A 22,561-nucleotide genomic window follows, 5' to 3' on the forward strand; every position below is an offset into this window, starting at 1 on the left:
ATGAAACTAACTATCATCATCATGACTTTAAAAAAACCAAACCCTAAATTCGAAATAACACTTGTTGTTATATTTATTATTGTACTTCTCATGAGCTGTAAAAAGAAAACTACTCCTGTAGAAGTTAATATATCTTATAATTTACCAGTAGATGTACCCATAAACGCTACTCAAGAAGAATTGGCTAATTTTGCTTGGGAAGAATTTTTTGCTTTAAATTGGAAATCTTCATGGGAAAAAGATGGCTTAAGAACTAAACCAGACACTAGTTGGGATTACCAAACAGATAACGGAGAAAATTTTTTAAGTGTGTGGGAAACCTATATCCACAGAGCTGAATTAAGACCTGCAAACGGTACAAGAACTAAAGATCTTAGTTCTGGAAAACCTTATTACACTTTTGTAGATTTTGAAAAAGTAAATACTATTAATCCTGTTAATCTTGATAATTATTGGAATGTTTTAGATGAAGATAATGAAATTGGTTCCGCTTATGTTTTTGCTCACAAAAATCAGTTTGAAGTACTGTATGCAGCTAAAACAAACTTAGTTGAATACAATTATCTTAAAGATTATTTTCCTACTGATACAGATTTATACAAAGCGATAGATAAAAGTAATGATAGCACTAGTTTTAGAAATCGTTTAAAAGGTTTGAGTTTAAAGGAAATGTGCAACTCTGATCTCAATAGTAAAGATGGATATGTATGTTTACCTTGTTCAGAAGATAATCAAAACGAGGGCGCAATAGAAATCAAACTTGCTTTTAGAGAATTAGATCCTACAAAAGATGATGCTTCAAGATACATGGTAAAAGAAGTCGTTTACTTTAGAGATTCTATAGTAGATAAACAAAAATACTCTAATGCATTTACAAAACAATTTGCACTAATCGGGATGCATATTATCAGAAAAACTAAGAATCATCCAACATTTATTTTTGCCTCTTGGGAACAAGTAGATGAAAGAAATAAAGACACACAGACCATTGGTATAGATGCTGTAACTGTAAATAACAAAGAATATACAGATGTAGATCCACACAGACTAAATCCTGTTATAGAAAGAGTAATTCCTGAAACTCTTCAAACCATAAACTCTAAAGTACACAAGAAAATAATAAAGAATAATAACCAATCGAAATGGCAATATTATCAATTAATTGGTGTTCAGGGAAAACCTATAGATTATAAAGACAGAAATTCCGATAATAATTATTTCATGGCTAATTTCGTTATTGAATCTGATCTAAAATTAACAAACTTTCATGGCTCTTTTGGAGATCCTTTTGATACCAAGGTGCAAAATATTATTTCTGATGGTAAAGAATTTAACATGGGTGGTTGCATGGGATGTCATGGTCAAGCACAATCGACATTTGGAACTGATTTTAGCTTTCTTTTAGATAGTGGTGCTGGCAAACCTGTAGTAAGACCTGATCCTTATCAAACTTTTGAAGAAGCAATAACAGCTGCACAAAAAGATGAAATTGAAGAAATTATAAAAGAGCTAAAAAAACAATAGAAACATTATTTATAAAAGTCTACTAGAAATTTTTCGAAATCTTATATAAAACCTGTAGATAATTATGAATTTAATTAACTTTTTAAATCAACTAAGAGATTTTCTTAGTTGATTTTTTTACATATGTTAAACAAAACTCCGTAAAACCAAGCAAATCAAGGATAAACAAATTTTGTCTAACCAAGTTAATTTGTTTAATTTGGAACACACAAATTTAGGTTTATATGTCGATTGAAATTACGCGTTTATTTGACTTTCCATATTACCAATTGGAAAAGTACAATCTTGAAAAATCACTAACTACTAAGTATAACGGAAAATGGGAGTCCGTTTCAACAAAAGAATACATTGATAAAGCTAATGCTATAAGTCGTGGACTTTTAAGATTAGGTGTACAGCCTAACGATAAAATAGCTATTATCTCTACAAATAACTGTACAGAATGGAATATTTGTGATATTGGTATTTTACAAACTGGAGCTCAAAATGTTCCTATTTACCCAACAATTTCTAAAGAAGATTACGAATATGTTTTAAATCATTCTGAATCGACATACTGCTTTGCTTCAGACGAAATGATTATAGAAAAACTAAATCAGATTAAAGGTAATACAAAATTGAAAGGAGTATTTACTTTTGATCAGATTGCTGGCGAAAAAAACTGGAATGAAGTTTTAGAGTTAGGAAAAGACGAAAGCAATCAACAAGAAGTTGAAGAAAGAAAAGCTAATGTAAAACCAGAAGATTTAGCTACTTTAATATATACTTCAGGAACTACAGGTAGACCTAAAGGTGTAATGCTTTCTCACAATAATATTGTTTCAAATGTTTTAGCAAGTTCTCTACGTGTACCAGTAGATCAAGGACAAGGTAAAAGTTTAAGTTTCTTACCTGTTTGTCACATCTTTGAACGTATGATCTTGTACTTGTATCAGTATTGTGGTATATCAATCACTTTCGCTGAATCAATTGAAAAATTAAGTGAAAACGCACAGGAAGTTAAACCTAATGTAATGACTGCTGTTCCTAGACTCTATGAAAAGATTTACGACAAAATATATGCCAAAGGAACAGAGTTATCTGGTATAAAAAAGGCTTTATTTTTCTGGGCTATAGAACTTGGATTAAAATATCAGCCATACGGAGCGAACGGTTGGTGGTACGAAAAACAGTTAGGTATTGCTAGAAAATTAATTTTCTCTAAATGGCAAGCTGCTTTAGGTGGAGAACTAAAAATAATGGTTTCTGGTAGTGCTGCTTTACAGCCTAGATTAGCTAGAGTTTTTGCTGCTGCTGGAATGCCAGTAATGGAAGGTTATGGTTTAACAGAAACTTCTCCTGTTATTTCTGTAAATGATGAAAGAAAAGGCGGATTTAAAATTGGAACTGTTGGACGATTAATTGAAGGTGTGGAAGTTAAGATTTCTGAGGAAGACGAAATTTTAGTGAAAGGTAATAACGTAATGATGGGGTATTATAAAGATCCTGAAAAAACTGCTCAAGTTTTGAAAGACGGTTATTTCCATACTGGTGATAAAGGTAAAATCGAAGACGGATTCTTAAGCATTACAGGTCGTATAAAAGAGATGTTTAAAACTTCTGGTGGTAAATATGTTATTCCTACGTTACTAGAAGATAAACTAAAACAATCTCGTTTTATCGAGCAAGTAATGGTTGTGGGTGAAGGTGAAAAAATGCCAACAGCTTTAATTCAGCCAAATTTTGAATTTGTTAGAGAATGGGCTAAACGTAACAATATTAATGCTAGCTCTGAAAAAGATTTAGCAAGTAACGAAAAGGTTATCGCTAGAATTCAAGAAGAATTAGACGATTGTAATTGTCACTTTGGAAAATGGGAGCGTATCAAACGATTTGAACTTACTCCTGAACAATGGACAATTGATGGAGGACACTTAACTCCAACAATGAAAATGAAACGTAAGATTATTAAAGATATTTATAAAGATTTGTACGAAAAAATGTACGACAGAGTTTAACATAAAAAAGCCTTCTCTTTTGAGAAGGTTTTTTTATTATACTATTTCATGTTTTAATTAATATTCTTCTACATTGAAAACAGATATTTTATTATCTGAAAGAAGTTTTACAATTAAAACCATAGACGCTTGTTCAAACTCAAGTAAATAACAGTTTCCTAACTCACCCTCCATCCAGAATTCTGTAGAAGTAATTTTTCCTAATTCTTCTTGATATCCTAGTATAGATTTTTCGAAATTTTCAAAACTATTTTCTTTTTTAAGAGGCTCCGAAAACAAATCATAAATACTCTTTATATCTTTAGTATTGATCAAATCTGTAATCTTTTCAACTAATTTTTCATAATCAGCATCTGTTTGAGCAAAAGATACTTGACTAACGCACAATAACAAGATTATGCAAATCATTTTCTTCATAAATCTATGAATATTTCAGTTAATATTGGGGTATTAAAAAAGTTATAAGCAACTTATAATCAAAACTAAATATAACATTTAACTTTTGATTATAAGTTAATCTGTGTAACTATTTAGTTAAGAAACAAAAAATAAATTAAAGTCACTTTTTCTCTTTGTTTATATAGTAATTATCATCTATGAAAATACTATTAGAATTTATATTCATCTTACTCCATGAAGTTGTTGGTTGTAAAACTATTTCTTTATTATCAAACTTAATTCTTAATGGCATATCAAAACCTTTAATAACATTAGTCCATTTATAGAAGAGCTCTTCATTTTCAATTTTATACTCAAAAGTAGGAATTTGAATAGTTCTTAAATACTGATCGAAAACCTTAGACAAATCAATTCCAGCCATTTTACTTATATAATTTTCTATTTCTTGAGTAGTTACTGTTTTATGAAAAAAAGTCTTGTTTAAACCTCTTAAAATCGCCCTCCATTTATCATCATTATTAATTATTGTTCTTATTGTATTAATCATATTAGCTCCTTTATAATACATATCTCCAGAACCTTCATGATTTACATCATAAACTCCAATAATAGGTCTGTCATTTGCAATATTTCTTCTTGTACCTATTACATATTCTGATCCTGCTTTTTTTCCATAGTAATACTCTAAAAATAAACTTTCTGAATATGCTGTGAAACTTTCATGCACCCACATGTCTGCAATATCTTTATTGGTAATATTGTTAGCAAACCATTCATGTCCGGCTTCATGAATAATAATAAAATCAAATTTTAAACCCCAGCCAGTTCCGGATAAATCATTTCCTAAATACCCTTTTAAATATTTATTTCCATAAGTAACAGAACTTTGGTGTTCCATTCCTAAATAAGGAACTTCTACTAACTTAAAACTATCTTCATAAAAAGGATATTTTCCAAACCAATACTCAAAAGCTTTCATCATTTTAGGCGCATCTTTAAAATGTTCTTTTGCTTCTGATAAATTATCTTTCAATACATAATAATTCATATCTAACTCTCCTCCTTCTCCATTATATTTTTCAGAAAAATTAACGTAATCTCCTATATTTACATTAACTCCATAATTATTAATTGGATTCTTAACATACCAATGATAACTTGTTGTGTTATCTGTATGCTTTTCTACTTTGCGCAATCTTCCATTAGCAACTCCAGTTAAATCTTTTGGCACTCTAACACTTATAGCCATACTGTCTACTTCATCGTACATATGATCTTTATTTGGCCACCATATACTCGCTCCTAAACCTTGACAAGAAGTAGCTACAAAATGTTTTCCATTCCCATCTTTTTTCCAAGAAAAACCACCGTCCCAAGGTGCATTTTTTGCAACTTTAGGCTTTCCTTCATAAAATACTGTAATAGCATTTGTTTTTCCTTTTCGTTGTTTCTTTTTTAAATGGATAAAGTGTGCATTTGTATCTGAAGTAAACTTCAATTCTTTTCCATCCTGAAGTACTTTTGTAATTTTTAAAGGTGGTTGTAAATCTACTTGCAAAGTTTTCTTAGAATTTAAAACTGTATATCTAATTTCATTTTTTCCTTTGATGAACTTCTTTTCTGGGTCTACTGAAACATTTAAATGATAAAACGTTAAATCCCACCAAGCTCTCTCGGGAGTTATACTTCCTCGTAAAGTATCTTGCTTAGTAAACTTATGTGTATGACTAAATAAACCATCCTGAGCGTTAATAACACTTAAAAAGCATATAAAAACTATTAAAAAGCTACTTCTTCTTTTAATCATTACTTAAAATATTTTGTAATCACGAAGATATTGTATTTGTAAAACATAACTACTGATTACTGTGAATAATAAAGTTTATACAAAAAATTAAGAGAATTCCTAAAAAGATTATAGTCTTTAAAAAGGATTCAATATTTTTGAATCATCTAAAAAACAAACAATTCAAAATGAAAAATACTGCGTTATCACATGTACATGAAGCTCTTGGTGCAAAAATGGTTCCATTTGCTGGATATAATATGCCTGTGCAATACGAAGGTGTAAATATTGAACATGAAACGGTTAGAAAAGGTGTTGGTGTTTTTGATGTTAGCCATATGGGAGAATTTTTTCTTAAGGGAGAAAATGCTTTAGCTTTAATTCAAAAAATTACAACTAATGATGCTGCTAAGTTGGTTCCTGGAAAAGCGCAATATACATGTATGCCAAACAATACAGGTGGAATTGTAGATGATTTAATTATCTACATGATTCAAGAAAATGAATACATGTTAGTTGTTAATGCATCTAACATTGAAAAGGATTGGAACTGGATTTCTCAACATAATGACTTAAATGTTGAAATGGAAAATAGATCTGAAGATTGGTCTTTACTTGCAATTCAGGGTCCTAAAGCTGCCGAGGCTATGCAATCTTTAACTAAGGTTGATTTATCTGCTATCAAGTTTTATACATTCGAAATTACTGATTTTGCTGGGATTCCAAATGTAGTGGTTTCTGCTACTGGTTATACAGGTTCTGGCGGATTTGAAGTATATGTAAAAAATGAAGATGTAGAAGCATTATGGAAAAAAGTTTTTGAAGCTGGAGCAGATTGGGATATTAAACCTATCGGATTAGCAGCTCGTGATACGCTACGTTTAGAAATGGGATATTGTTTATACGGTAATGATATTACTGATACAACTTCTCCTATTGAAGCTGGTTTAAGTTGGATTACTAAATTCTCGAAAGATTTTGTAAATGCTGAAGCTTTAAAAGCTCAAAAAGAAAATGGTGTTTCTAGAAAGTTAGTTGCTTTTGAGCTAACTGAACGTGGAATTCCTAGAAAAGATTATGAGATTGTAGATACAAGCGGAGAAGTAATCGGTGAAGTAACTTCAGGAACTATGAGTCCGAGTTTAGGTAAAGGAATTGGTTTAGGATATGTTACCATTGAAAATTCTAAAGTAGATTCTGATATCTTAATACAGATACGAAAAAAACAAATTCCTGCTAAAGTGGTTAAATTGCCTTTTTATAAAGGATAAATCATACTTTAATAAAAAAAAAACTCACAGATTTCAGAAATCTGTGAGGTTTTTTTATTTGCTATCTAAATATGTAATTAGTTTTTAGACTCTAATAATTTTTCAAGTTTTGCCAATCTTTCCTCTAAAGACGCTACTTTTTCAGTTTCCTTTTTAAGAGCCTCCTCTTGCTTCTTGATTCTTGATTCTTGCTTTTTCAACCTTTTAATCTCTTTCTCTTGCTGAATCGTATACAAAGTTAATTCTTCAATTTTCTGTAATAATTTAGCGTCCATTTCACCTAAAAAGAAACCCTCTTTTTTTACTTCCTCAGCAGAAGGAATATCTGCTAAATGTCCTTTTTCTTGAATATGATGCTCTACTTCTGCTAACGTTGGTAAGTTATAGTCTTTTTCAAATACAAAATCTGCCCAATTTGCATAAGTAGCTACTTTTACTTCTGTTGCTGCTATTTTTCCGTTTACACCTAATTTGAAGCCTTTGGTATTTCCTGTTCCAATGCCAACATTTCCACTTCCTAATATTGTAACACCGCTATTCAAATTATGCATACCTCCAATGTTTATAGTATGAAAATTAGTAGTTGGTTCATCATAATTATAGATATATGTGTTGTCTGCATCATTGGTATTAATTGTTAATCTTCTGCTATTTTTTCCTGATTCAGTAGAATAAAAAGAAGCAACTGATGTAGAAATTAAACCTGCTGATTTTATTTTTCCTGCAACTTCTAATTTTTGAGATGGTGAAGTAGTACCAATACCCAAATTACCATTACCATTTAACAACATTTTAGTACTTGTATCAGAACCATTATCATTACTGGTCAAAAACTTTAAATTACCTGAACTAGATAAAAATGCATCATGTGTATTAGAAGTAATACCATAAGCAGAATTCGCTCCATTACCTCTCTCTACTCTATAGCTTACATAACTATCCGATTTTAATAAAGCGCTTCCATTTATTTCTAATTTTTGAGTAGGTGAGGTAGTTCCAATACCAACGTTTCCATTTACTGCTAAATGTGTTCCTGTTGCTACATGTATTCCTGCATTATATCCAATAGCAACTCCTTTGTATTGAGTTTTATCTCCTGTGTCTGGTTGCAAATGCAAAGTACTATAATGTTTACCATATCTTCCGCTGATATCAGAATGTCTAGATAAGATCCAAGAACGTCTAGTATTTGATTTACCTCCTACTCCTATTTCTAAGCTATTATTTACATTTCGATAAAATTGAAAAATATCTCCTCTAGATATTTGACTTGGATAATTTGCTGTCGATGTATTTTTAAATACGGTTACATCTCCTTCAACTCTTAGATTTCCATTTATTATTTCATCTTGGGCTTTCACAGCAACACTTAGTCCTAAAAGGACTACCAATGCAATTTTTGTTTTCATATTATTTTTTTATTAATTTATTAACTAATGCTTTTAATTCGTTAATTTCTTTTTGTTGATTCTTTATTCTTGCCTCTTGATTGTTAATTCTAACTTCCTGCTTCTTGATTCTTGATTCTTGCTTTTTCAACCTTTTAATCTCTTTCTCTTGCTGAATCGTATACAAAGTTAATTCTTCAATTTTCTGTAATAATCTAGCGTCCATTGCTCCTAAGTAGAATCCGTTTTGTTTTACCTCCTCCGCAGAAGGAATATCTACTAAATGTCCATTCGTTTTGATATGATTTTCTACTTCTGCTAACGTAGGTAAATTATAGTCTTTTTTAAATACAAAATCTGCCCAATTGGCATACGTAGCAACTTTTACTTCTGTAGCTGCTATTTTTCCGTTTACACCTAATTTGAAGCCTTTGGGATTTATAGTTCCTATACCTACATTACCTTCTCCATTAAGTGTCATTACACTTATTTGTTCTCTTACATCAGAGCTATTTCCTGAGTGTACCCTAAAATCTAAATAATTAGTTTTAGCACTACCTGTATGATTACTATAAATAGAATGATATCTGATATCCGAATCTCCTCTACCAAATCTTACTTGTTCTGAAACTCTTGAATGCGTTGGTGCATTTCTTAAATATGTTACACCAACTATATCTAATTTTTGAAATGGAGTAATTGTACCAACACCAATGTTACCGTTTTTTAAAATATTTAGAGGATTATTTGGTCCTCCATTATAACCTTCTAAAGAAAAACGCTCATCTCTTGCTGTTAACTGCCACCCTGTTTTAGCATTATTATATATCTTTCCTGTTTGAACACTTCTATTGAAACCAAGTCCAATCCAATCCTTTTGAGCCTGAAAACTCATACCATTGATACCATTCATTATTGTTAACTTATCATCTGATGATGAAGTTCCGATACCAATGTTACCATTAGTAGATAAGTGCAAAATTTTAGTAAATTCGTCTATAGATCTTGGCGTAGCGTCATTACCCCATTTATAACCATAAAAAGTCAAATCACTTACTCCTCCTGTTTTCATGGAAACAACCATTCCCGAAGCCGCAGATGATCCAGTCCAAGATGGAACAAATTTACTTACATCTGTACTACTTACACTAGCATTAAAAGAAATTACACCAGCGTTATTTATGGTTTCCCTTTCATTCAACTCTATATAATCACCTATTCTTAAACCATTATTAGCTCCTAAGCTACGTCCTATATCTAACCTTCCTCTAGGGGAAGAAGTTCCAATACCAATCTTTCCATCTCTAGTCATTACAAAATGACTACTCGTTAAATTTCCGCCATAATTTAAACTAAATGCATGTCCATTCGATTGATCTATTCCCATTGAGTACCATGCATTTCCATTGTCGTGAAAAGTTAACCACGAATCACTATCATTTCTTTCTAACAATAATGTTCTACCTGTTGGGTTTGTTAATTTTGTTTGTCCTGTTAAATAATCATTCTGTGCCTTTACAGCAACACTTAGTCCTAAAAGGACTATCAATGCAATTTTTGTTTTCATATTATTTTTAACTTAAATTTTATATTTTTCTAATGAACAAAATTATGTATAAACCTTTTAACCTAAAAGTACTTCTATAATAAGTTTTCTGCATTAAATAACTCTGGTTTTGCTCCTTTAACATCTTTATAAAAGCTTAAAAAATGAGCAAAGTCTGCTTCTTTATCATGCGTTGTGTAAAAAGGTTCAGCTACTTTAATTGTTTTATTTCCAAAATCAAAAGCAAACATTACAATAGGCACATTTGCTCCTTTTGCGATGTAATAGAATCCTGTTTTCCATTTCTTTGCTAGTTTTCTAGTTCCTTCAGGAGAAATACCTAATCGAAACTCTTCTTTTTCATTATAAATCTGAACTACTGAATCTACAAAATTACTACTCTTCGTTCGATCTACTGGAGTTCCCCCTAACTTTCTGTAAATAAAACCAAATGGAGGTTTAAATAACGAAGCTTTTCCAACAAAATCTATTGGTATTTGAATAACATTCCTTGTTAAAATTGCTATGGGAAAATCCTTCCAACTTGTATGTGGTGCACCTATTAAAACATATTTTTTAATATCTCCACGAAAACTACCATCAATCTTCCAACCTAGAATTTTATGAAAAATAAATTTAGAAATTACATGTATCATTAATTGATTTTAAAACGGTAAATTTAAGGCTTAAATTTTTATGTAGATGAGCGATCAGCTATTATACATTTTAACAACTGGCTTTGTTGGAGTTATCCTAGGTTTTTTAATAAGTTTTATCATTCAAAAAAGTAAAACTTCTGTACTTGAAAGAGATAATTCTAACTTACAAGAACGAAATTCAATGCTTTTAGAGGAAAAAACCATTACAGGAAATGAAATGGTAACTTTAAAAGAAGAATTAAAAACTGTTCGATCAGAAAAAGATACTTTAAAAGAAAGAAATCAATCTTTAACCGAATACAAATTTTCTTCAGAAAAAAACATAGAAGAATTAAAAAGTGAATTGAAGTTTTTACAAACAGAAAAAATAGGTTTACTTAAAATTAATACGCGTCAGGATGTTGATTTAAAAAACTTACAACATAAACTCACAGAACAAAAAGGTGAAATAGAAGGATTACAAGAAAAATTCACTAAAGAATTCGAAAACTTAGCCAATAAAATTTTAGAAGAAAAATCGAATAAATTTACCGTTCAAAATAAAGAGAATATTCAGAATATTTTAAATCCGCTAGAGAAAAAAATCAAAGATTTTGAAGATAAAGTAGATAAAACTCACAAAGAAAGTATTGATTACCATTCTGCTTTACGTCAACAAATTCTTGGTTTAAGAGAATTAAACGCCCAAATGAGTAAAGAAACTTTAAACTTAACTAGAGCTTTAAAAGGTGATAGTAAAATTCAAGGAAATTGGGGTGAATTAGTTTTAGAACGTGTTTTAGAAAAATCTGGTTTAGAAAAAGATAGAGAGTATTTTGTACAACAATCATTTACGAATGAAAAAGGGAAACGTATTTTGCCTGATGTTGTAATTCATTTGCCAGATCATAAAAAAATGGTTATTGATAGTAAAGTATCACTAACTGCTTATGAAAAGTACGTTAATACCGATGATGAAACTGAAAAAGCAACACACTTAAAAGAACATTTAATTTCATTAAAAAGACACATAGAACAACTTTCTGCAAAGAAATATGAAGATATTTATAAAATAGAATCTCCAGATTTCGTGTTACTTTTCATTCCTATAGAACCTGCTTTTGCTGTGGCTTTAAATGAAGACAATACGTTATATAATAAAGCTTTTGAACGTAATATTGTAATTGTAACTCCAACAACCTTATTGGCTACTTTACGAACAATAGATACGATGTGGAATAATGAAAAACAACAACGTAATGCTATAGAAATTGCGCGTCAGGCTGGTGCTTTATATGATAAATTTGAAGGTCTTTTAAAAGATTTAATTAATATTGGTAAAAAAATAGACGCAACTAAAAGCGATTATAGCGCCGCCATGAATAAATTAGTTGAAGGTCGAGGAAACTTAATTACTAGCGTAGAAAAACTTAAGAAAATGGGAGCTAAAGCTAAAAAAACACTTCCTGAAAATATTATTGTGAGATCGAATGACAATAGCTAATCAAAAAATTGAAATGTAAATGCAAGAGTTAAAAAAAGGATATTTATTCAATTATAGAACTCAGACGTGGAAAGTTACTGATATTTATAAAATAAAGTGGGATGACGGTTCTAATACTACAGAATATAAAGTAAAAGATAAAAACGGTATTATTAGATACTTAATGATTGAATACGTTAGAAAAGAATCTCCTAAATATTCTTTTTGGGAAAAATTATATAATATAGATCATTTCCTTTCTCAAATTACACAAACTGAAACTGATTACGTATCTATTAATAATGCTAAGTTTCCTAAGAAATTTAATTACAAAAACGTAGAATATAATTTTGATGAGCGTTGTGACGGAACCTGTTATTATGATTACGAATCAGAAAGGGTAAATTCTTTGGATTATACAAATCTTAATGATAATCGCTTTTTTTCTATTCAATTATGGGATGATGAAATTGAGATTTGTACAGGAAAAACTATATCAAGAAGTGAAATTACTAATATTCAAGAAAGAAGAACTTTTATTGATGGTAGCTCCTTAGGAAGTTTCATTAGTAAATATTTTGTTGGGATAATTTTTGGAGGCTTCATATTAATGACATTACTCCTAGGGAAATGTTCTAATAAGAATTCTTGGAACGATAGAAATTATAACGATTCTACAAAGGTTTATAGAAATACAAACAATTATTATAGAGGTAGAAGCTCAAGAGGATTTGGTAAATAAAAAATTATGGAAGAAAATACACTTATTTGGCTTACTAAAACCGTAACGTACGTTACTTTATTTTATGCCTCATTTATAGTTGCTAAGCTGTTTTTTAAATTCAAAAACAGAAAAATAGATATTGAAAACGAATTAACCATAAAAGATAATGTTGCCTTTGCTGTAACTGCTACAGGCTATTTTATAGCTACTTTAATCATTTTTGTTGGTGTTTTACATGGTGAATCTCACGGATTAATTAAAGATGTTATTTTAATTTTATTCTATTCTTTTTTTGGAAATTTATTATTAATACTCTCTTCAATCATTAATGAAAAAATAGTTTTTGGTAAGAAATTTAGATTTTACAAAGAGATTATTAGAGACGAAAACTTAGGAACTGGATTTATGGAGGCTGCCAATTTTATTGGTGCTGGACTCATTGTTTATGGAGCTATTTCTGGTAGAAACATTAATTTCTTTCCAGATCAAAGAGAAATGGGACATTATTTATCTGATTTTTTAAGCTTATTATTCTTCTGGTTATTGGGGCAAGTTATTTTATACATATTTTTAAAAGTATATCGCAAATTTGTGAAATACGATTTCGTTAAAGAAATTCAAAAAGACAATAATGCCGTAGGAATTGTATATGCAAGTATTTTTATAGCTGTTTCTTTCTTATACTCATTTGCATCAAGAGGTGATATAGAATCATGGGAAGTTGCTTTAGAAGATATTGCGTATCATTTAGGCTTAGCTATCGTTTTATTACCATTATCTAGAATTTTTGTTGAAAAAATAATACTCCCTAAGAGTAATTTAACTGACGAAATTGTACATCAAGAAATTCCGAATAAAGGAGCTGCTTTAATCGAAGCTTTTGCTTATATCGGTAGTGCTGTAATTATAAGTTATTGTATGTAAATGGCGCCCATTAAAGTTAAAAGAAGAATTTTATTTCTTGCCTTATTTGCAACAGGATTATCTGGTATAGTTGCAGAATATTGTTTTGCCACGTTATCTACTTATTTTATTGGAGATTCTGTTAAACAATGGTCTATTGTAATTTCTTTGATGCTATTTAGCATGGGATTAGGTAGCCGAATTACGAAATCTTTTGATGGAAATGTATTTAAACTTTTCATTTTTACTGAATTCGCTCTTTCGTTATTAGTGTCTTTTTCGGCAGTTACAACCTATTATCTAGCTACTCAATTAGAATATGTATCTATTTACATTTACTCAATGGCTATTTTAACAGGAATGTTAATTGGTATGGAACTTCCCTTAGCAATGCGATTAAACAACGATTTCCAATCACTTAAACTAAACGTAGCTAATATTTTAGAAAAAGATTATTACGGAAGTCTAATTGGTGGATTATTTTTTGTTTTTGTTGGCCTTCCGTATTTAGGACTAACTCATACGCCTTTTATATTAGGTTTTATCAATCTTTTTGTTGCTATACTTCTTCTTGTCTTCTTTAAAAACAAATTGAATAAACAAGAGAAAAACATGCTATTCGCTTTTGCAGGATTATTGGTTACCATATTAATCACTGGAAATATTTTTGCTGGGAAGATCATTCTGCATGGAGAACAGAGTAAGTATAAAGATAAAATTGTTTTCCAAGAGCAATCTATTTATCAGAAGATTGTAGTTACGAAATGGAAAAACGATTACTGGTTATATTTAAATGATAATTTACAGTTTTCTACTTTTGATGAACCTATGTATCATGAAGTTTTAGTGCATCCTGTAATGCATATTTTAGATAAACCTAAGAACGTTCTGATTCTTGGTGGTGGTGATGGTTGTGCTGCTAGGGAATTATTAAAATATCCTTCTTTAGAACACATAACTCTAGTCGATTTAGATAAAAAACTGACCGATCTTTTTATTAATGAATCAGAATTAACAAACATTAATGAAAAGTCTCTAACCAATGAAAAAGTTCGCATTATAAATCAAGATGGATTTAAATATGTTACGGATACTAAAGAGTTCTTCGATTTAATTCTTATCGACCTTCCTGATCCTAGAAATGTAGAATTAGCTCGTTTATATTCTAAAGAATTTTATGAATTGTGTCGATTAAAATTAACTCCAAATGGTGGTTTAATTACTCAAGCTGGAAGTCCTTATTATACTCCTTATGCATATAAATGTATAGAAAAAACAATGGAAAAAGCCAATTACAGTGTTTTAGCATTACATAACCAAGTACTTTCTATGGGAGAATGGGGTTGGATTTTAGGAACTAAAAATCAACTTTCTAAACAAGAAATGATAACTAAATTGAATCAATTAGATACGCAAATAATTGCAACAAAATGGTTAAATAAAGAAGCCATACAATTAATTACTTCCTTCGGAAAAGACTTTTTTAAAAAGAAAAAATTAGATTCAATAGAAATCAATCAGATTAGTAATCCGGTGCTTTACGAATATTATAACAAAGGAAACTGGGACATTTATTAATTATGAAAAAAAATAACGAAAAATACATTGCTTTAAAGGCAGAAATGTTCCACTTTGACACTTGGTTATCTACCACTAATACTGATCAATTAAAACACGAATTAGAAACGTTATTAATCGATTCTGGATTTAACATTGTCAACTTCATAGAACATAATTTTCCTATTAAAGGATACACAGCTGTTTGGTTATTGGCTGAAAGTCATTTAGCTATACATACTTTTCCAGATCAAGAGAAAACCTATTTACAAATTAGCAGTTGTAATGAGAATAAATTGGCAGTTCTTAAGCAAAAAATAAAAATAACTTAACAATCAATTCACTCCATTACAATCTTATAAATCTACAACGGTATCGTAATACACAAAACTTAGTTTTTAAGGTTAAAAATTTCATTTTCTATAACTAATACAGAACGAAATCGATTTATTTATCAACACGAAATCGATTTAGTACTCTACTTATTTTTTTTGATTGATTATTTCACAATAAATTCGCTGAAAAATGGTTAACCTTCATTTTTTTAACATTTAAAAAACCATATCTATAACGTAAGTTTTTCGTAATGTTTTTTAAAATTTTAGTGCTCCATTTTAACCTTTTTCAAATAAACCTAAAATAACACAAACACAATGAAACAAACCCTAAAAATTTTACAACTTGCTTTAGTATTTTTCTTTGCATGGAATATACAAGCGCAAGACGAAGATGTAATGTTTCAAGCTTTCGATTGGAATGTTCAAAATCAACCAGCTGGACAAACTTGGTTCAATGTTGTCACTCAAAATAGTGCTGAAATAAGTAGTGCTGGTGTCGATTTAATTTGGTTACCTCCAGTAAGTGATTCTGCTGCGCCACAAGGATATTTACCAAGAGAATTGTATAACTTCAATAGTGCTTATGGTACAGAAGCTCAATTAAGAGGTTTAATTAATCAATATCATAGCTTAGGAATGAAAATTATTGGAGATATTGTAATTAACCATAGAGTTGGTACTAGAGATGCTGTTACTTTTACAAATCCTGCTTGGCCAACAACATTTATTACTGCCGATGATGAAGGAAGGAACTTTGTAAACTTTCCTGTAGAGTTCAGTATCAATTCTGATTACTTCCCTGGTACAGCTTTAAAAGCTGATGGATCAAATGGAACTTATGGTCCAGCTAGAGATTTAGATCATAGAAATCCTGCTGTAAGACAAGAAATAAAAAACTGGATGAATTTCTTAAAGAATGATTTAGGATTCGACGGTTGGAGATATGATTTTGTTCATGGATATGATCCAATATATAACAAAGAATATAATGATGCTACACAGCCTTACTTTGCTGTAGGAGAATTATTAGAAAGTAGTAGAGTTCAAACAAACAACTGGGTAAACTTTACACAACAGTCTTCTTCTGCATTTGACTTTAATACTAAAGTTACTTTACAAGATGCTATTAGAGACAACAATATGTCGTATTTAAGAGATGGACAAGGAAGACCTTCTGGTATGATTGGTATTAATCCAGGAAAATCGGTAACATTCTTAGATAATCACGATACTGGTTTTGCACAACAATGTTGTGGTTCTAACTATGTTTTCCCAGGTGGTGAAACAAACTTAAGGAAAGGATATGCTTACATTCTAACTCACCCAGGTAACCCAATGATTTTCTGGACACATTATTTTGATGCTGGAAATGGTGTAAGACAAGCAATAAAAGATTTAATAGCAATTAGAAAAGATGTAAGAATTTTTGCAAGTTCATCTATTAATATTGCTGAAGCAAGAAACGATGTTTATGCAGCTTACATTGATGGAAGAAATGGAACGATTGCAATGAAACTTGGTGGTGGTAATTGGTCTCCTCAAGGTTCTGGTTGGACTTTACGTACTTCTGGAACAGATTATGCAGTTTGGACAAAAGGCGGAACTGTTACACCTCCTCCTCCACCTCCAGCTCAAGTTGATCCTTTTACTGTAAACTTTAAAAAACCTAGTGGTTGGGGAAATAATGTAAATGTATATTTATTTGATGCTTCTACAAATGCTATTATTCCTGGAACTTCAGGTTGGCCAGGACAATCAGCTACTAATATTAATGGAACTCCATGGTATTCATTACAAGTTAATCCACCTTCTGGTGTAGCAGCTCAAAATATTAGAGTTATTTTTAATGATGGAACTAACCAAACTGATGATTTAAGCAGAAGTACTAACGGTTGGTATGATAATGGAACGTGGACGAATAATTGTCCTTCTGATTGTAGTGGAAATCCAAATCCACCAAATACAAATACTAGATTTACAGTTAATTTCAAAAAACCAAATGGTTGGGGAAATAACATAAATGCTTATTTCTTTGATGCTGGTTCTAATACAACAATTTCTGGAACGGCTGGATGGCCAGGACAATCAACTACAAATATTTCAGGAACACCTTGGTATTCTTATGAAGTTGCTATTCCAGCTGGAACTTCATTAAGTAATGTTCGTGTTATCTTTAATGATGGAAGTAATCAAACTGATGATTTAACAAGAAGCTCAACTGGTTGGTATGATAATGGAACATGGACAAATAATTGCCCTTCTAATTGTAGTGGAACTACTACTCCACCTCCGAGCAATAACAATGTTACATTAAACTTTTTAAGAACATCTTCTTGGGGAAATACTGTAAATGTATATTTATACAATACGAATACAAATTCTACTTTAGCTGGAACTCCAGCTTGGCCAGGTAGAACAATGCAAAATCAAGCTAGTACTTCTTGGTCTTCAACTTCGTTCACTTTACCAAGCAATGTATCTCCTAATAATGTTGGTGTCGTTTTTAATAATGGAAATGGGCAGCAAACTGTTGATTTAAACAGAGGAACATCAGGATGGTTTAGAATTACTGGAAGTTCAAGTGGAAAAGCTACAGGAGTTTGGTCTAATTCATGTCCTACAGGATGTATATCTTCAAGACAGATAGCAACAAGTACTACTGATTTAATAACAGAAAACTCGGTAAGAATTGCTCCTAACCCAATACATCAGAATGGAAACTTATTTATCACGACAACTCAGAAAGGTGTTTTAAAGGTTTCTATCATGAATCTATTAGGACAATCTAAAACAGTGTATGAAAAAACTAATAATGCAGGAAATCATACAATTGAATTAAATAATAATGATTTTGGAGCTAAAGGAATTTATATTATCTCAACTACTTTAGATAATGTAAATATAACTAAGCCGATAAAAGTCATAAAAAATTAAGTTTTTACTAAATTGAAATAACTAAAAAAAAGATCCCTTGAAAGTACAAGGGATCTTTTTAGTTTATGGTAAAAATACTTTTGTATCAGAAACTACTCTAGGATATCCATCATCCTCGTAGGTAAAAGCTGCTTCTATTCTTGCTCCAAAATAAGCCCCACCAGCTTTCCAGAATAATGTTTTTTGCACACTTTTCTTTCTATCTTCACCTACAAATCCTAATGTATGTCTATTTGCAAAATCTCCAATAACCCAAGCTTCATAAGCTATACCTGCAAACCACATTTCATCATCCTTCCATTTTCTTCTTTTCTTTTTTCTTCCTTTAATTTTAATTCCTACAGAAGCATAACCAACATATCCTCTATTCCAACCAATTAAATGCGCACTTAAATGCGTTACTCCTAAATTAGCTCTAGTACCATTAAGATTAAAGAAATCTCCGTCATAAGGTTCTGTTTTTTGTAAGTCTTCTCTTTTTAGTAACGAATTATCATCATTACCAAAATCTATAGCATATGATTTCAAATTATCTTTGTTTAACCATGCCAATTCATTATTCTTAATATTATTCTTATTGGTAATCAACTCTTCTGAGTGTCCAATTTTATGAGCTTCTTCACCAACAATATAAACCCCATCTTTATTAAGAATTGTTGCAAATATATCATCTGGTACATTGATATAGTTTTTTTCATGTAATTCATCTAGAGTTAAATCTTTGGTCTTTAAATACAATGAATTATTAAAGCCAATTTCAGTAAGCCAAGCAATACGTTCTTCATCAGACATACTATGTAAAGTTTCGAGTTGACTTGTAAATACATCCGTATCTTTGAAAACTAAGATTCCATCTTCGACTTTAACTAAAGCGTCATTTAAAGATTCTTCATTTTCTAATTCGTTGCTACAAGAGTACACTATAAGTACTAATAGCAATAATAACAATTGAAAGTTTTTTTTCATGATAAAAGTTTTTAGTTTCCATTCAAATTATACCAACTAAAAACTTTTAATTATTTATCCCTTAGCAATGTTATCAACTATGATAAAAAAGACAATAATTTTATCATTTTCAAAACTGATCCCTTTTTCTTGGGGATCAAATTGATAGTTTGTGGGATAAAATTTTTATACTTATTTCAAAAAATTAAAGTTAAAAACTAGTGTTTTTATTTAGCTATTGTACTTTTATTATTAAAAAATAGGATATAAAAAAACTGCCTTAAAACAATTGTCTTAAAGCAGTTTACTTTTTTATGAATTAGAAAAATTACATCACGAATAGTCTTCTATGATGCATTAAATCTTGCACCTTTTCTCCTATCTCATGTAGTTTTTCATCATTATCAGCATTTTGTATCGCCTCATCTATTAAGTTCACTACAGCTAGCATATCTTCTTCAACTAAACCTCTTGTAGTAATAGCTGGAGTTCCAATTCTAATTCCAGATGTTACAAACGGTGACTCAGTATCAAAAGGAACCATGTTTTTATTTACAGTAATTTCTGCCTTACCTAAAGCTATTTCAGCATCTTTTCCAGTAATTCCTTTGTTTCTAAGATCTATTAACATCATATGGTTGTCTGTTCCTCCAGAAATAATATGATATCCTTTTTCTACAAATATAGCGGCCATTGCTTGAGCATTTGCTCTTACTTGAATTTGATACTCTAAGAATTCGTCTGTTAAAGCTTCTCCAAAGGCAACTGCTTTAGCTGCAATTACGTGCTCTAATGGTCCTCCTTGATTTCCTGGGAAAACTGCACTATTTAATAACGTTGACATTTTCTTTAGTTTTCCACTTTTCAGTTTTAAACCGAATGGATTTTCAAAGTCTTTACCAATCATAATCATACCACCTCTTGGTCCACGTAATGTTTTGTGAGTTGTAGTAGTTACAATATGACAATGAGGTAATGGATCACTTAAAATACCTTTTGCAATTAATCCTGATGGGTGAGAAATATCTGCCATTAAAACAGCTCCTACGCTATCTGCTATTTCGCGGAAACGTTTGAAATCCATATCTCTAGAGTAAGCAGAAGCACCGGCAATAATTAATTTTGGTTTGTGCTCTTTAGCTTGACTTTCGATATGATCATAATCTAATAAACCTGTTTCCTTATCAACTCCGTAAAAAACAGGATTATATAATTTCCCTGAGAAATTTACTGGTGATCCATGAGTTAAATGTCCTCCATGAGCTAAATCAAAACCTAAAATAGTGTCTCCTGGTTGTAAACATGCTGCAAAAACTGCTGTATTTGCCTGACTTCCTGAGTGAGGTTGTACATTAACATATTCAGCACCAAAAAGCTCTTTAGCTCTATCAATTGCAATCTGTTCTACTACATCAACTACTTCACATCCTCCATAGTAACGTTTACCAGGATAACCTTCAGCATACTTATTAGTTAATACAGATCCTTGAGCTTTCATTACTTGCTCACTTGCAAAATTTTCAGAAGCAATCAACTCTAAACCATTAAGCTGACGCTCTTTCTCTTCCTGAATTAAATCAAATATTTGATGATCTTGTTGCATTGTTGTTTTGTTATTTTAAATCTTCTATGTCTTTTCTAAAAGAACTTGGTAAAATTGTAGGAATCAATTTCACCAACAAAGGTAATAATAAAGAACCTCCTGGTAATAAGAAAATAGCAAAAGCTGGTATTGTTTTACAAATATCTAATAATTGTTCTTTTATCTTACTTTTTTCTTCAGTAGATAACTTTGTTGTTGCAGACTTTTTTAATAGTAAAATAAGTTCTTTACTCTCTTTCAATTCGTATAAAAATCGTACTTTATTTTTATGAAGTAAAGCCTTTATTTCTTCTACTGTTGTCATTAAAGTTTTCTACGCTTTTTTTCTGTTTTAAGTAAATTTAGTTCTCGTGAAGTTTGCCCTTCTACAGATGTATTTTCTTCTGCTCTTCTAATTAAGTATGGCATCACATCTCTAACTGGACCAAATGGAACATATTTGGCAACATTATAGCCTTCTTTGGCTAGATTAAAACTAATGTGATCACTCATTCCATATAATTGACCAAACCACATTCGTTTATCTTCTTTTTCGATGTTGTACTTGTCTGCTAATTCCATAAGTAAATAAGAACTTTCCTCATTATGTGTCCCAGCGAACAAAGCCATATTCTTGTGCTCCATCATGTACAAAATAGCTTCGTCATAATTCTTATCTGTTAGCTCTTTTGTCTTACAAATAGGAGAAAGATAACCAAACTCTTCTGCTCTGGCTCTTTCCTTTTCCATGTAAGCACCTCGAACTACTTTCATACCAATATGAAATCCTTTTTGGTGTGCTCTTTGGTGTAATGCTTTTAAATACTCCATACGATCATGACGATACATTTGTAATGTATTAAATACAATAGCTTTTTCTTTATTGTATTTTTCCATTAGCTCTTCTACCAAATCATCTGCAGCATCTTGCATCCAACTTTCTTCTGCGTCAATTAATAAAGGAACATCTTTGCTATATGCTAATTCACATACACTATGAAATCTAGCTTTAACTCGCTCCCATTCGTCTTTTTCTTCAGAAGTTAATTCTTTTTGTTCTCCTATTTTTTGGTACAAACCAAATCGTCCAAAACCTGTCGGTTTAAAAACTGCAAAAGGAATAGAATCTTTTTCTTCAGAGAACTTAATAATATTTTCAATAGTTTCTACAGCACTATCAAAACTCTCCTCTTCTTCCTTTCCTTCAACAGAATAATCTAAAACACTATGGACATTTCCTTTGTTGTACATTTTTTCGATATTAGGAATACAATCTTCTTCCGTTATTCCTCCACAAAAATGATCGAATACTGTAGAACGAATTAAACCTTCAACAGGTAAATGCGCTTTTAAAGCAAAATTTGTAACAGCAGTTCCTATTTTTACCATAGGTTGACTCTGTATTAAGCGAAATAAAAAATGAGCTCTTTCTAACTCAGAATCAGTTTTTAATTTAAACGCTACTTCGGTATTTTCAAAAAGTTTCATTAATAGTAGTACCAAGTTTACTTTATTCTGACAAATATAGATGACAACATTCAAATAT

18 protein-coding genes are annotated in these 22,561 nt (G+C 30.6%); 9 read left to right on the forward strand and 9 right to left on the reverse strand.

Annotation, left to right across the window (positions count from 1 at the left end):
- Positions 1 to 21 precede the first annotated feature (21 nt).
- Both AQ1685_RS11530 and AQ1685_RS11535 read left to right on the forward strand, forming a co-directional pair.
- Positions 22 to 1,524, forward strand: a complete 1,503-nt coding sequence (locus AQ1685_RS11530; RefSeq protein WP_095072292.1) for a hypothetical protein — start codon at positions 22 to 24, stop codon at positions 1,522 to 1,524.
- A 224-nt stretch (positions 1,525 to 1,748) separates the two neighbouring features.
- The gene (locus tag AQ1685_RS11535) at positions 1,749 to 3,521 is read left to right on the forward strand and encodes an AMP-dependent synthetase/ligase (protein ID WP_095072293.1); all 1,773 of its coding nucleotides are present in this window, start codon (positions 1,749 to 1,751) and stop codon (positions 3,519 to 3,521) included.
- A gap of 57 nt (positions 3,522 to 3,578) precedes the next feature.
- Here the strand turns inward: AQ1685_RS11535 and AQ1685_RS11540 are convergent, their stop codons facing one another.
- The gene (locus AQ1685_RS11540; RefSeq protein WP_157730194.1) at positions 3,579 to 3,929 is read right to left on the reverse strand and encodes a DUF3887 domain-containing protein; all 351 of its coding nucleotides are present in this window, start codon (positions 3,927 to 3,929) and stop codon (positions 3,579 to 3,581) included.
- Positions 3,930 to 4,080: 151 nt separating this feature from the next.
- Complete coding sequence (locus AQ1685_RS11545; protein WP_095072296.1) at positions 4,081 to 5,727, reverse strand: M1 family metallopeptidase; 1,647 nt, start codon at positions 5,725 to 5,727, stop codon at positions 4,081 to 4,083.
- 167 nt (positions 5,728 to 5,894) lie between these two features.
- Here AQ1685_RS11545 and gcvT point away from each other — a divergent pair, with 167 nt between their 5' ends.
- Entirely contained in the window at positions 5,895 to 6,977 is a 1,083-nt protein-coding gene (gene gcvT / locus AQ1685_RS11550; protein WP_095072298.1) for a glycine cleavage system aminomethyltransferase GcvT, read from the forward strand.
- 77 nt (positions 6,978 to 7,054) lie between these two features.
- Here gcvT and AQ1685_RS11555 read toward each other — a convergent pair whose 3' ends face one another.
- The 3 genes from AQ1685_RS11555 to AQ1685_RS11565 form a co-directional block, all read right to left on the reverse strand.
- Positions 7,055 to 8,386, reverse strand: coding sequence for a hypothetical protein (locus tag AQ1685_RS11555; RefSeq protein WP_095072300.1), 1,332 nt, complete (start codon positions 8,384 to 8,386; stop codon positions 7,055 to 7,057).
- 1 nt (position 8,387) lies between these two features.
- Complete coding sequence (locus tag AQ1685_RS11560) at positions 8,388 to 9,932, reverse strand: hypothetical protein (protein WP_095072301.1); 1,545 nt, start codon at positions 9,930 to 9,932, stop codon at positions 8,388 to 8,390.
- A gap of 74 nt (positions 9,933 to 10,006) precedes the next feature.
- Positions 10,007 to 10,567, reverse strand: a complete 561-nt coding sequence (locus tag AQ1685_RS11565; protein ID WP_317042141.1) for a 1-acyl-sn-glycerol-3-phosphate acyltransferase — start codon at positions 10,565 to 10,567, stop codon at positions 10,007 to 10,009.
- A 46-nt stretch (positions 10,568 to 10,613) separates the two neighbouring features.
- Here AQ1685_RS11565 and rmuC point away from each other — a divergent pair, with 46 nt between their 5' ends.
- From rmuC to AQ1685_RS11595, 6 genes are all read left to right on the forward strand, one after another.
- Positions 10,614 to 12,053, forward strand: a complete 1,440-nt coding sequence (gene rmuC, locus AQ1685_RS11570) for a DNA recombination protein RmuC (RefSeq protein WP_095072303.1) — start codon at positions 10,614 to 10,616, stop codon at positions 12,051 to 12,053.
- A gap of 19 nt (positions 12,054 to 12,072) precedes the next feature.
- On the forward strand, positions 12,073 to 12,774 hold the full coding sequence (locus tag AQ1685_RS11575) for a DUF4178 domain-containing protein (protein WP_095072305.1): 702 nt from the start codon (positions 12,073 to 12,075) through the stop codon (positions 12,772 to 12,774).
- 6 nt (positions 12,775 to 12,780) lie between these two features.
- Positions 12,781 to 13,680 (forward strand): DUF350 domain-containing protein, encoded by a 900-nt coding sequence (locus AQ1685_RS11580; RefSeq protein WP_095072307.1) that lies wholly within the window; start codon positions 12,781 to 12,783, stop codon positions 13,678 to 13,680.
- A complete protein-coding gene (locus AQ1685_RS11585; protein ID WP_095072309.1) occupies positions 13,681 to 15,237 on the forward strand; it encodes a polyamine aminopropyltransferase in 1,557 nt (518 codons plus the stop codon). It begins immediately after the preceding gene.
- Between the two features lie 2 nt (positions 15,238 to 15,239).
- Entirely contained in the window at positions 15,240 to 15,548 is a 309-nt protein-coding gene (locus tag AQ1685_RS11590; RefSeq protein ID WP_095072311.1) for an S-adenosylmethionine decarboxylase, read from the forward strand.
- 321 nt (positions 15,549 to 15,869) lie between these two features.
- Complete coding sequence (locus tag AQ1685_RS11595) at positions 15,870 to 18,488, forward strand: starch-binding protein (RefSeq protein ID WP_095072313.1); 2,619 nt, start codon at positions 15,870 to 15,872, stop codon at positions 18,486 to 18,488.
- A gap of 63 nt (positions 18,489 to 18,551) precedes the next feature.
- On the opposite strand, the gene AQ1685_RS11600 is transcribed toward AQ1685_RS11595, so the two are convergent.
- The 4 genes from AQ1685_RS11600 to AQ1685_RS11615 form a co-directional block, all read right to left on the reverse strand.
- Positions 18,552 to 19,454 carry a DUF4848 domain-containing protein gene (locus AQ1685_RS11600; RefSeq protein ID WP_095072315.1) on the reverse strand — a complete coding sequence of 301 codons (903 nt, stop codon included), beginning with the start codon at positions 19,452 to 19,454 and terminating at the stop codon, positions 18,552 to 18,554.
- Positions 19,455 to 19,761: 307 nt separating this feature from the next.
- The gene (gene glyA / locus AQ1685_RS11605; RefSeq protein WP_095072317.1) at positions 19,762 to 21,036 is read right to left on the reverse strand and encodes a serine hydroxymethyltransferase; all 1,275 of its coding nucleotides are present in this window, start codon (positions 21,034 to 21,036) and stop codon (positions 19,762 to 19,764) included.
- Positions 21,037 to 21,046: 10 nt separating this feature from the next.
- Positions 21,047 to 21,340 carry an LETM1 domain-containing protein gene (locus AQ1685_RS11610; RefSeq protein ID WP_095072319.1) on the reverse strand — a complete coding sequence of 98 codons (294 nt, stop codon included), beginning with the start codon at positions 21,338 to 21,340 and terminating at the stop codon, positions 21,047 to 21,049.
- Positions 21,340 to 22,503: a proline dehydrogenase family protein gene (locus AQ1685_RS11615; protein ID WP_095072321.1), complete on the reverse strand. Its 1,164-nt coding sequence runs from the start codon at positions 22,501 to 22,503 to the stop codon at positions 21,340 to 21,342. Before AQ1685_RS11615 ends, AQ1685_RS11610 begins: the two co-directional genes overlap by 1 nt.
- Between the last annotated feature and the right edge of the window lie 58 nt (positions 22,504 to 22,561).

Source organism: Tenacibaculum jejuense (assembly GCF_900198195.1).
GTDB lineage: Bacteria > Bacteroidota > Bacteroidia > Flavobacteriales > Flavobacteriaceae > Polaribacter > Polaribacter jejuensis.

Coding starts and splice junctions, on each gene's coding strand:
- AQ1685_RS11530 (WP_095072292.1), top strand. CDS start 22: ATGACTTTAAAAAAACCAAACCCTAAATTCGAAATAACACTTGTTGTT.
- AQ1685_RS11535 (WP_095072293.1), top strand. CDS start 1,749: ATGTCGATTGAAATTACGCGTTTATTTGACTTTCCATATTACCAATTG.
- AQ1685_RS11540 (WP_157730194.1), bottom strand. CDS start 3,929: ATGATTTGCATAATCTTGTTATTGTGCGTTAGTCAAGTATCTTTTGCT.
- AQ1685_RS11545 (WP_095072296.1), bottom strand. CDS start 5,727: ATGATTAAAAGAAGAAGTAGCTTTTTAATAGTTTTTATATGCTTTTTA.
- gcvT (WP_095072298.1), top strand. CDS start 5,895: ATGAAAAATACTGCGTTATCACATGTACATGAAGCTCTTGGTGCAAAA.
- AQ1685_RS11555 (WP_095072300.1), bottom strand. CDS start 8,386: ATGAAAACAAAAATTGCATTGGTAGTCCTTTTAGGACTAAGTGTTGCT.
- AQ1685_RS11560 (WP_095072301.1), bottom strand. CDS start 9,932: ATGAAAACAAAAATTGCATTGATAGTCCTTTTAGGACTAAGTGTTGCT.
- AQ1685_RS11565 (WP_317042141.1), bottom strand. CDS start 10,567: ATGATACATGTAATTTCTAAATTTATTTTTCATAAAATTCTAGGTTGG.
- rmuC (WP_095072303.1), top strand. CDS start 10,614: ATGAGCGATCAGCTATTATACATTTTAACAACTGGCTTTGTTGGAGTT.
- AQ1685_RS11575 (WP_095072305.1), top strand. CDS start 12,073: ATGCAAGAGTTAAAAAAAGGATATTTATTCAATTATAGAACTCAGACG.
- AQ1685_RS11580 (WP_095072307.1), top strand. CDS start 12,781: ATGGAAGAAAATACACTTATTTGGCTTACTAAAACCGTAACGTACGTT.
- AQ1685_RS11585 (WP_095072309.1), top strand. CDS start 13,681: ATGGCGCCCATTAAAGTTAAAAGAAGAATTTTATTTCTTGCCTTATTT.
- AQ1685_RS11590 (WP_095072311.1), top strand. CDS start 15,240: ATGAAAAAAAATAACGAAAAATACATTGCTTTAAAGGCAGAAATGTTC.
- AQ1685_RS11595 (WP_095072313.1), top strand. CDS start 15,870: ATGAAACAAACCCTAAAAATTTTACAACTTGCTTTAGTATTTTTCTTT.
- AQ1685_RS11600 (WP_095072315.1), bottom strand. CDS start 19,454: ATGAAAAAAAACTTTCAATTGTTATTATTGCTATTAGTACTTATAGTG.
- glyA (WP_095072317.1), bottom strand. CDS start 21,036: ATGCAACAAGATCATCAAATATTTGATTTAATTCAGGAAGAGAAAGAG.
- AQ1685_RS11610 (WP_095072319.1), bottom strand. CDS start 21,340: ATGACAACAGTAGAAGAAATAAAGGCTTTACTTCATAAAAATAAAGTA.
- AQ1685_RS11615 (WP_095072321.1), bottom strand. CDS start 22,503: ATGAAACTTTTTGAAAATACCGAAGTAGCGTTTAAATTAAAAACTGAT.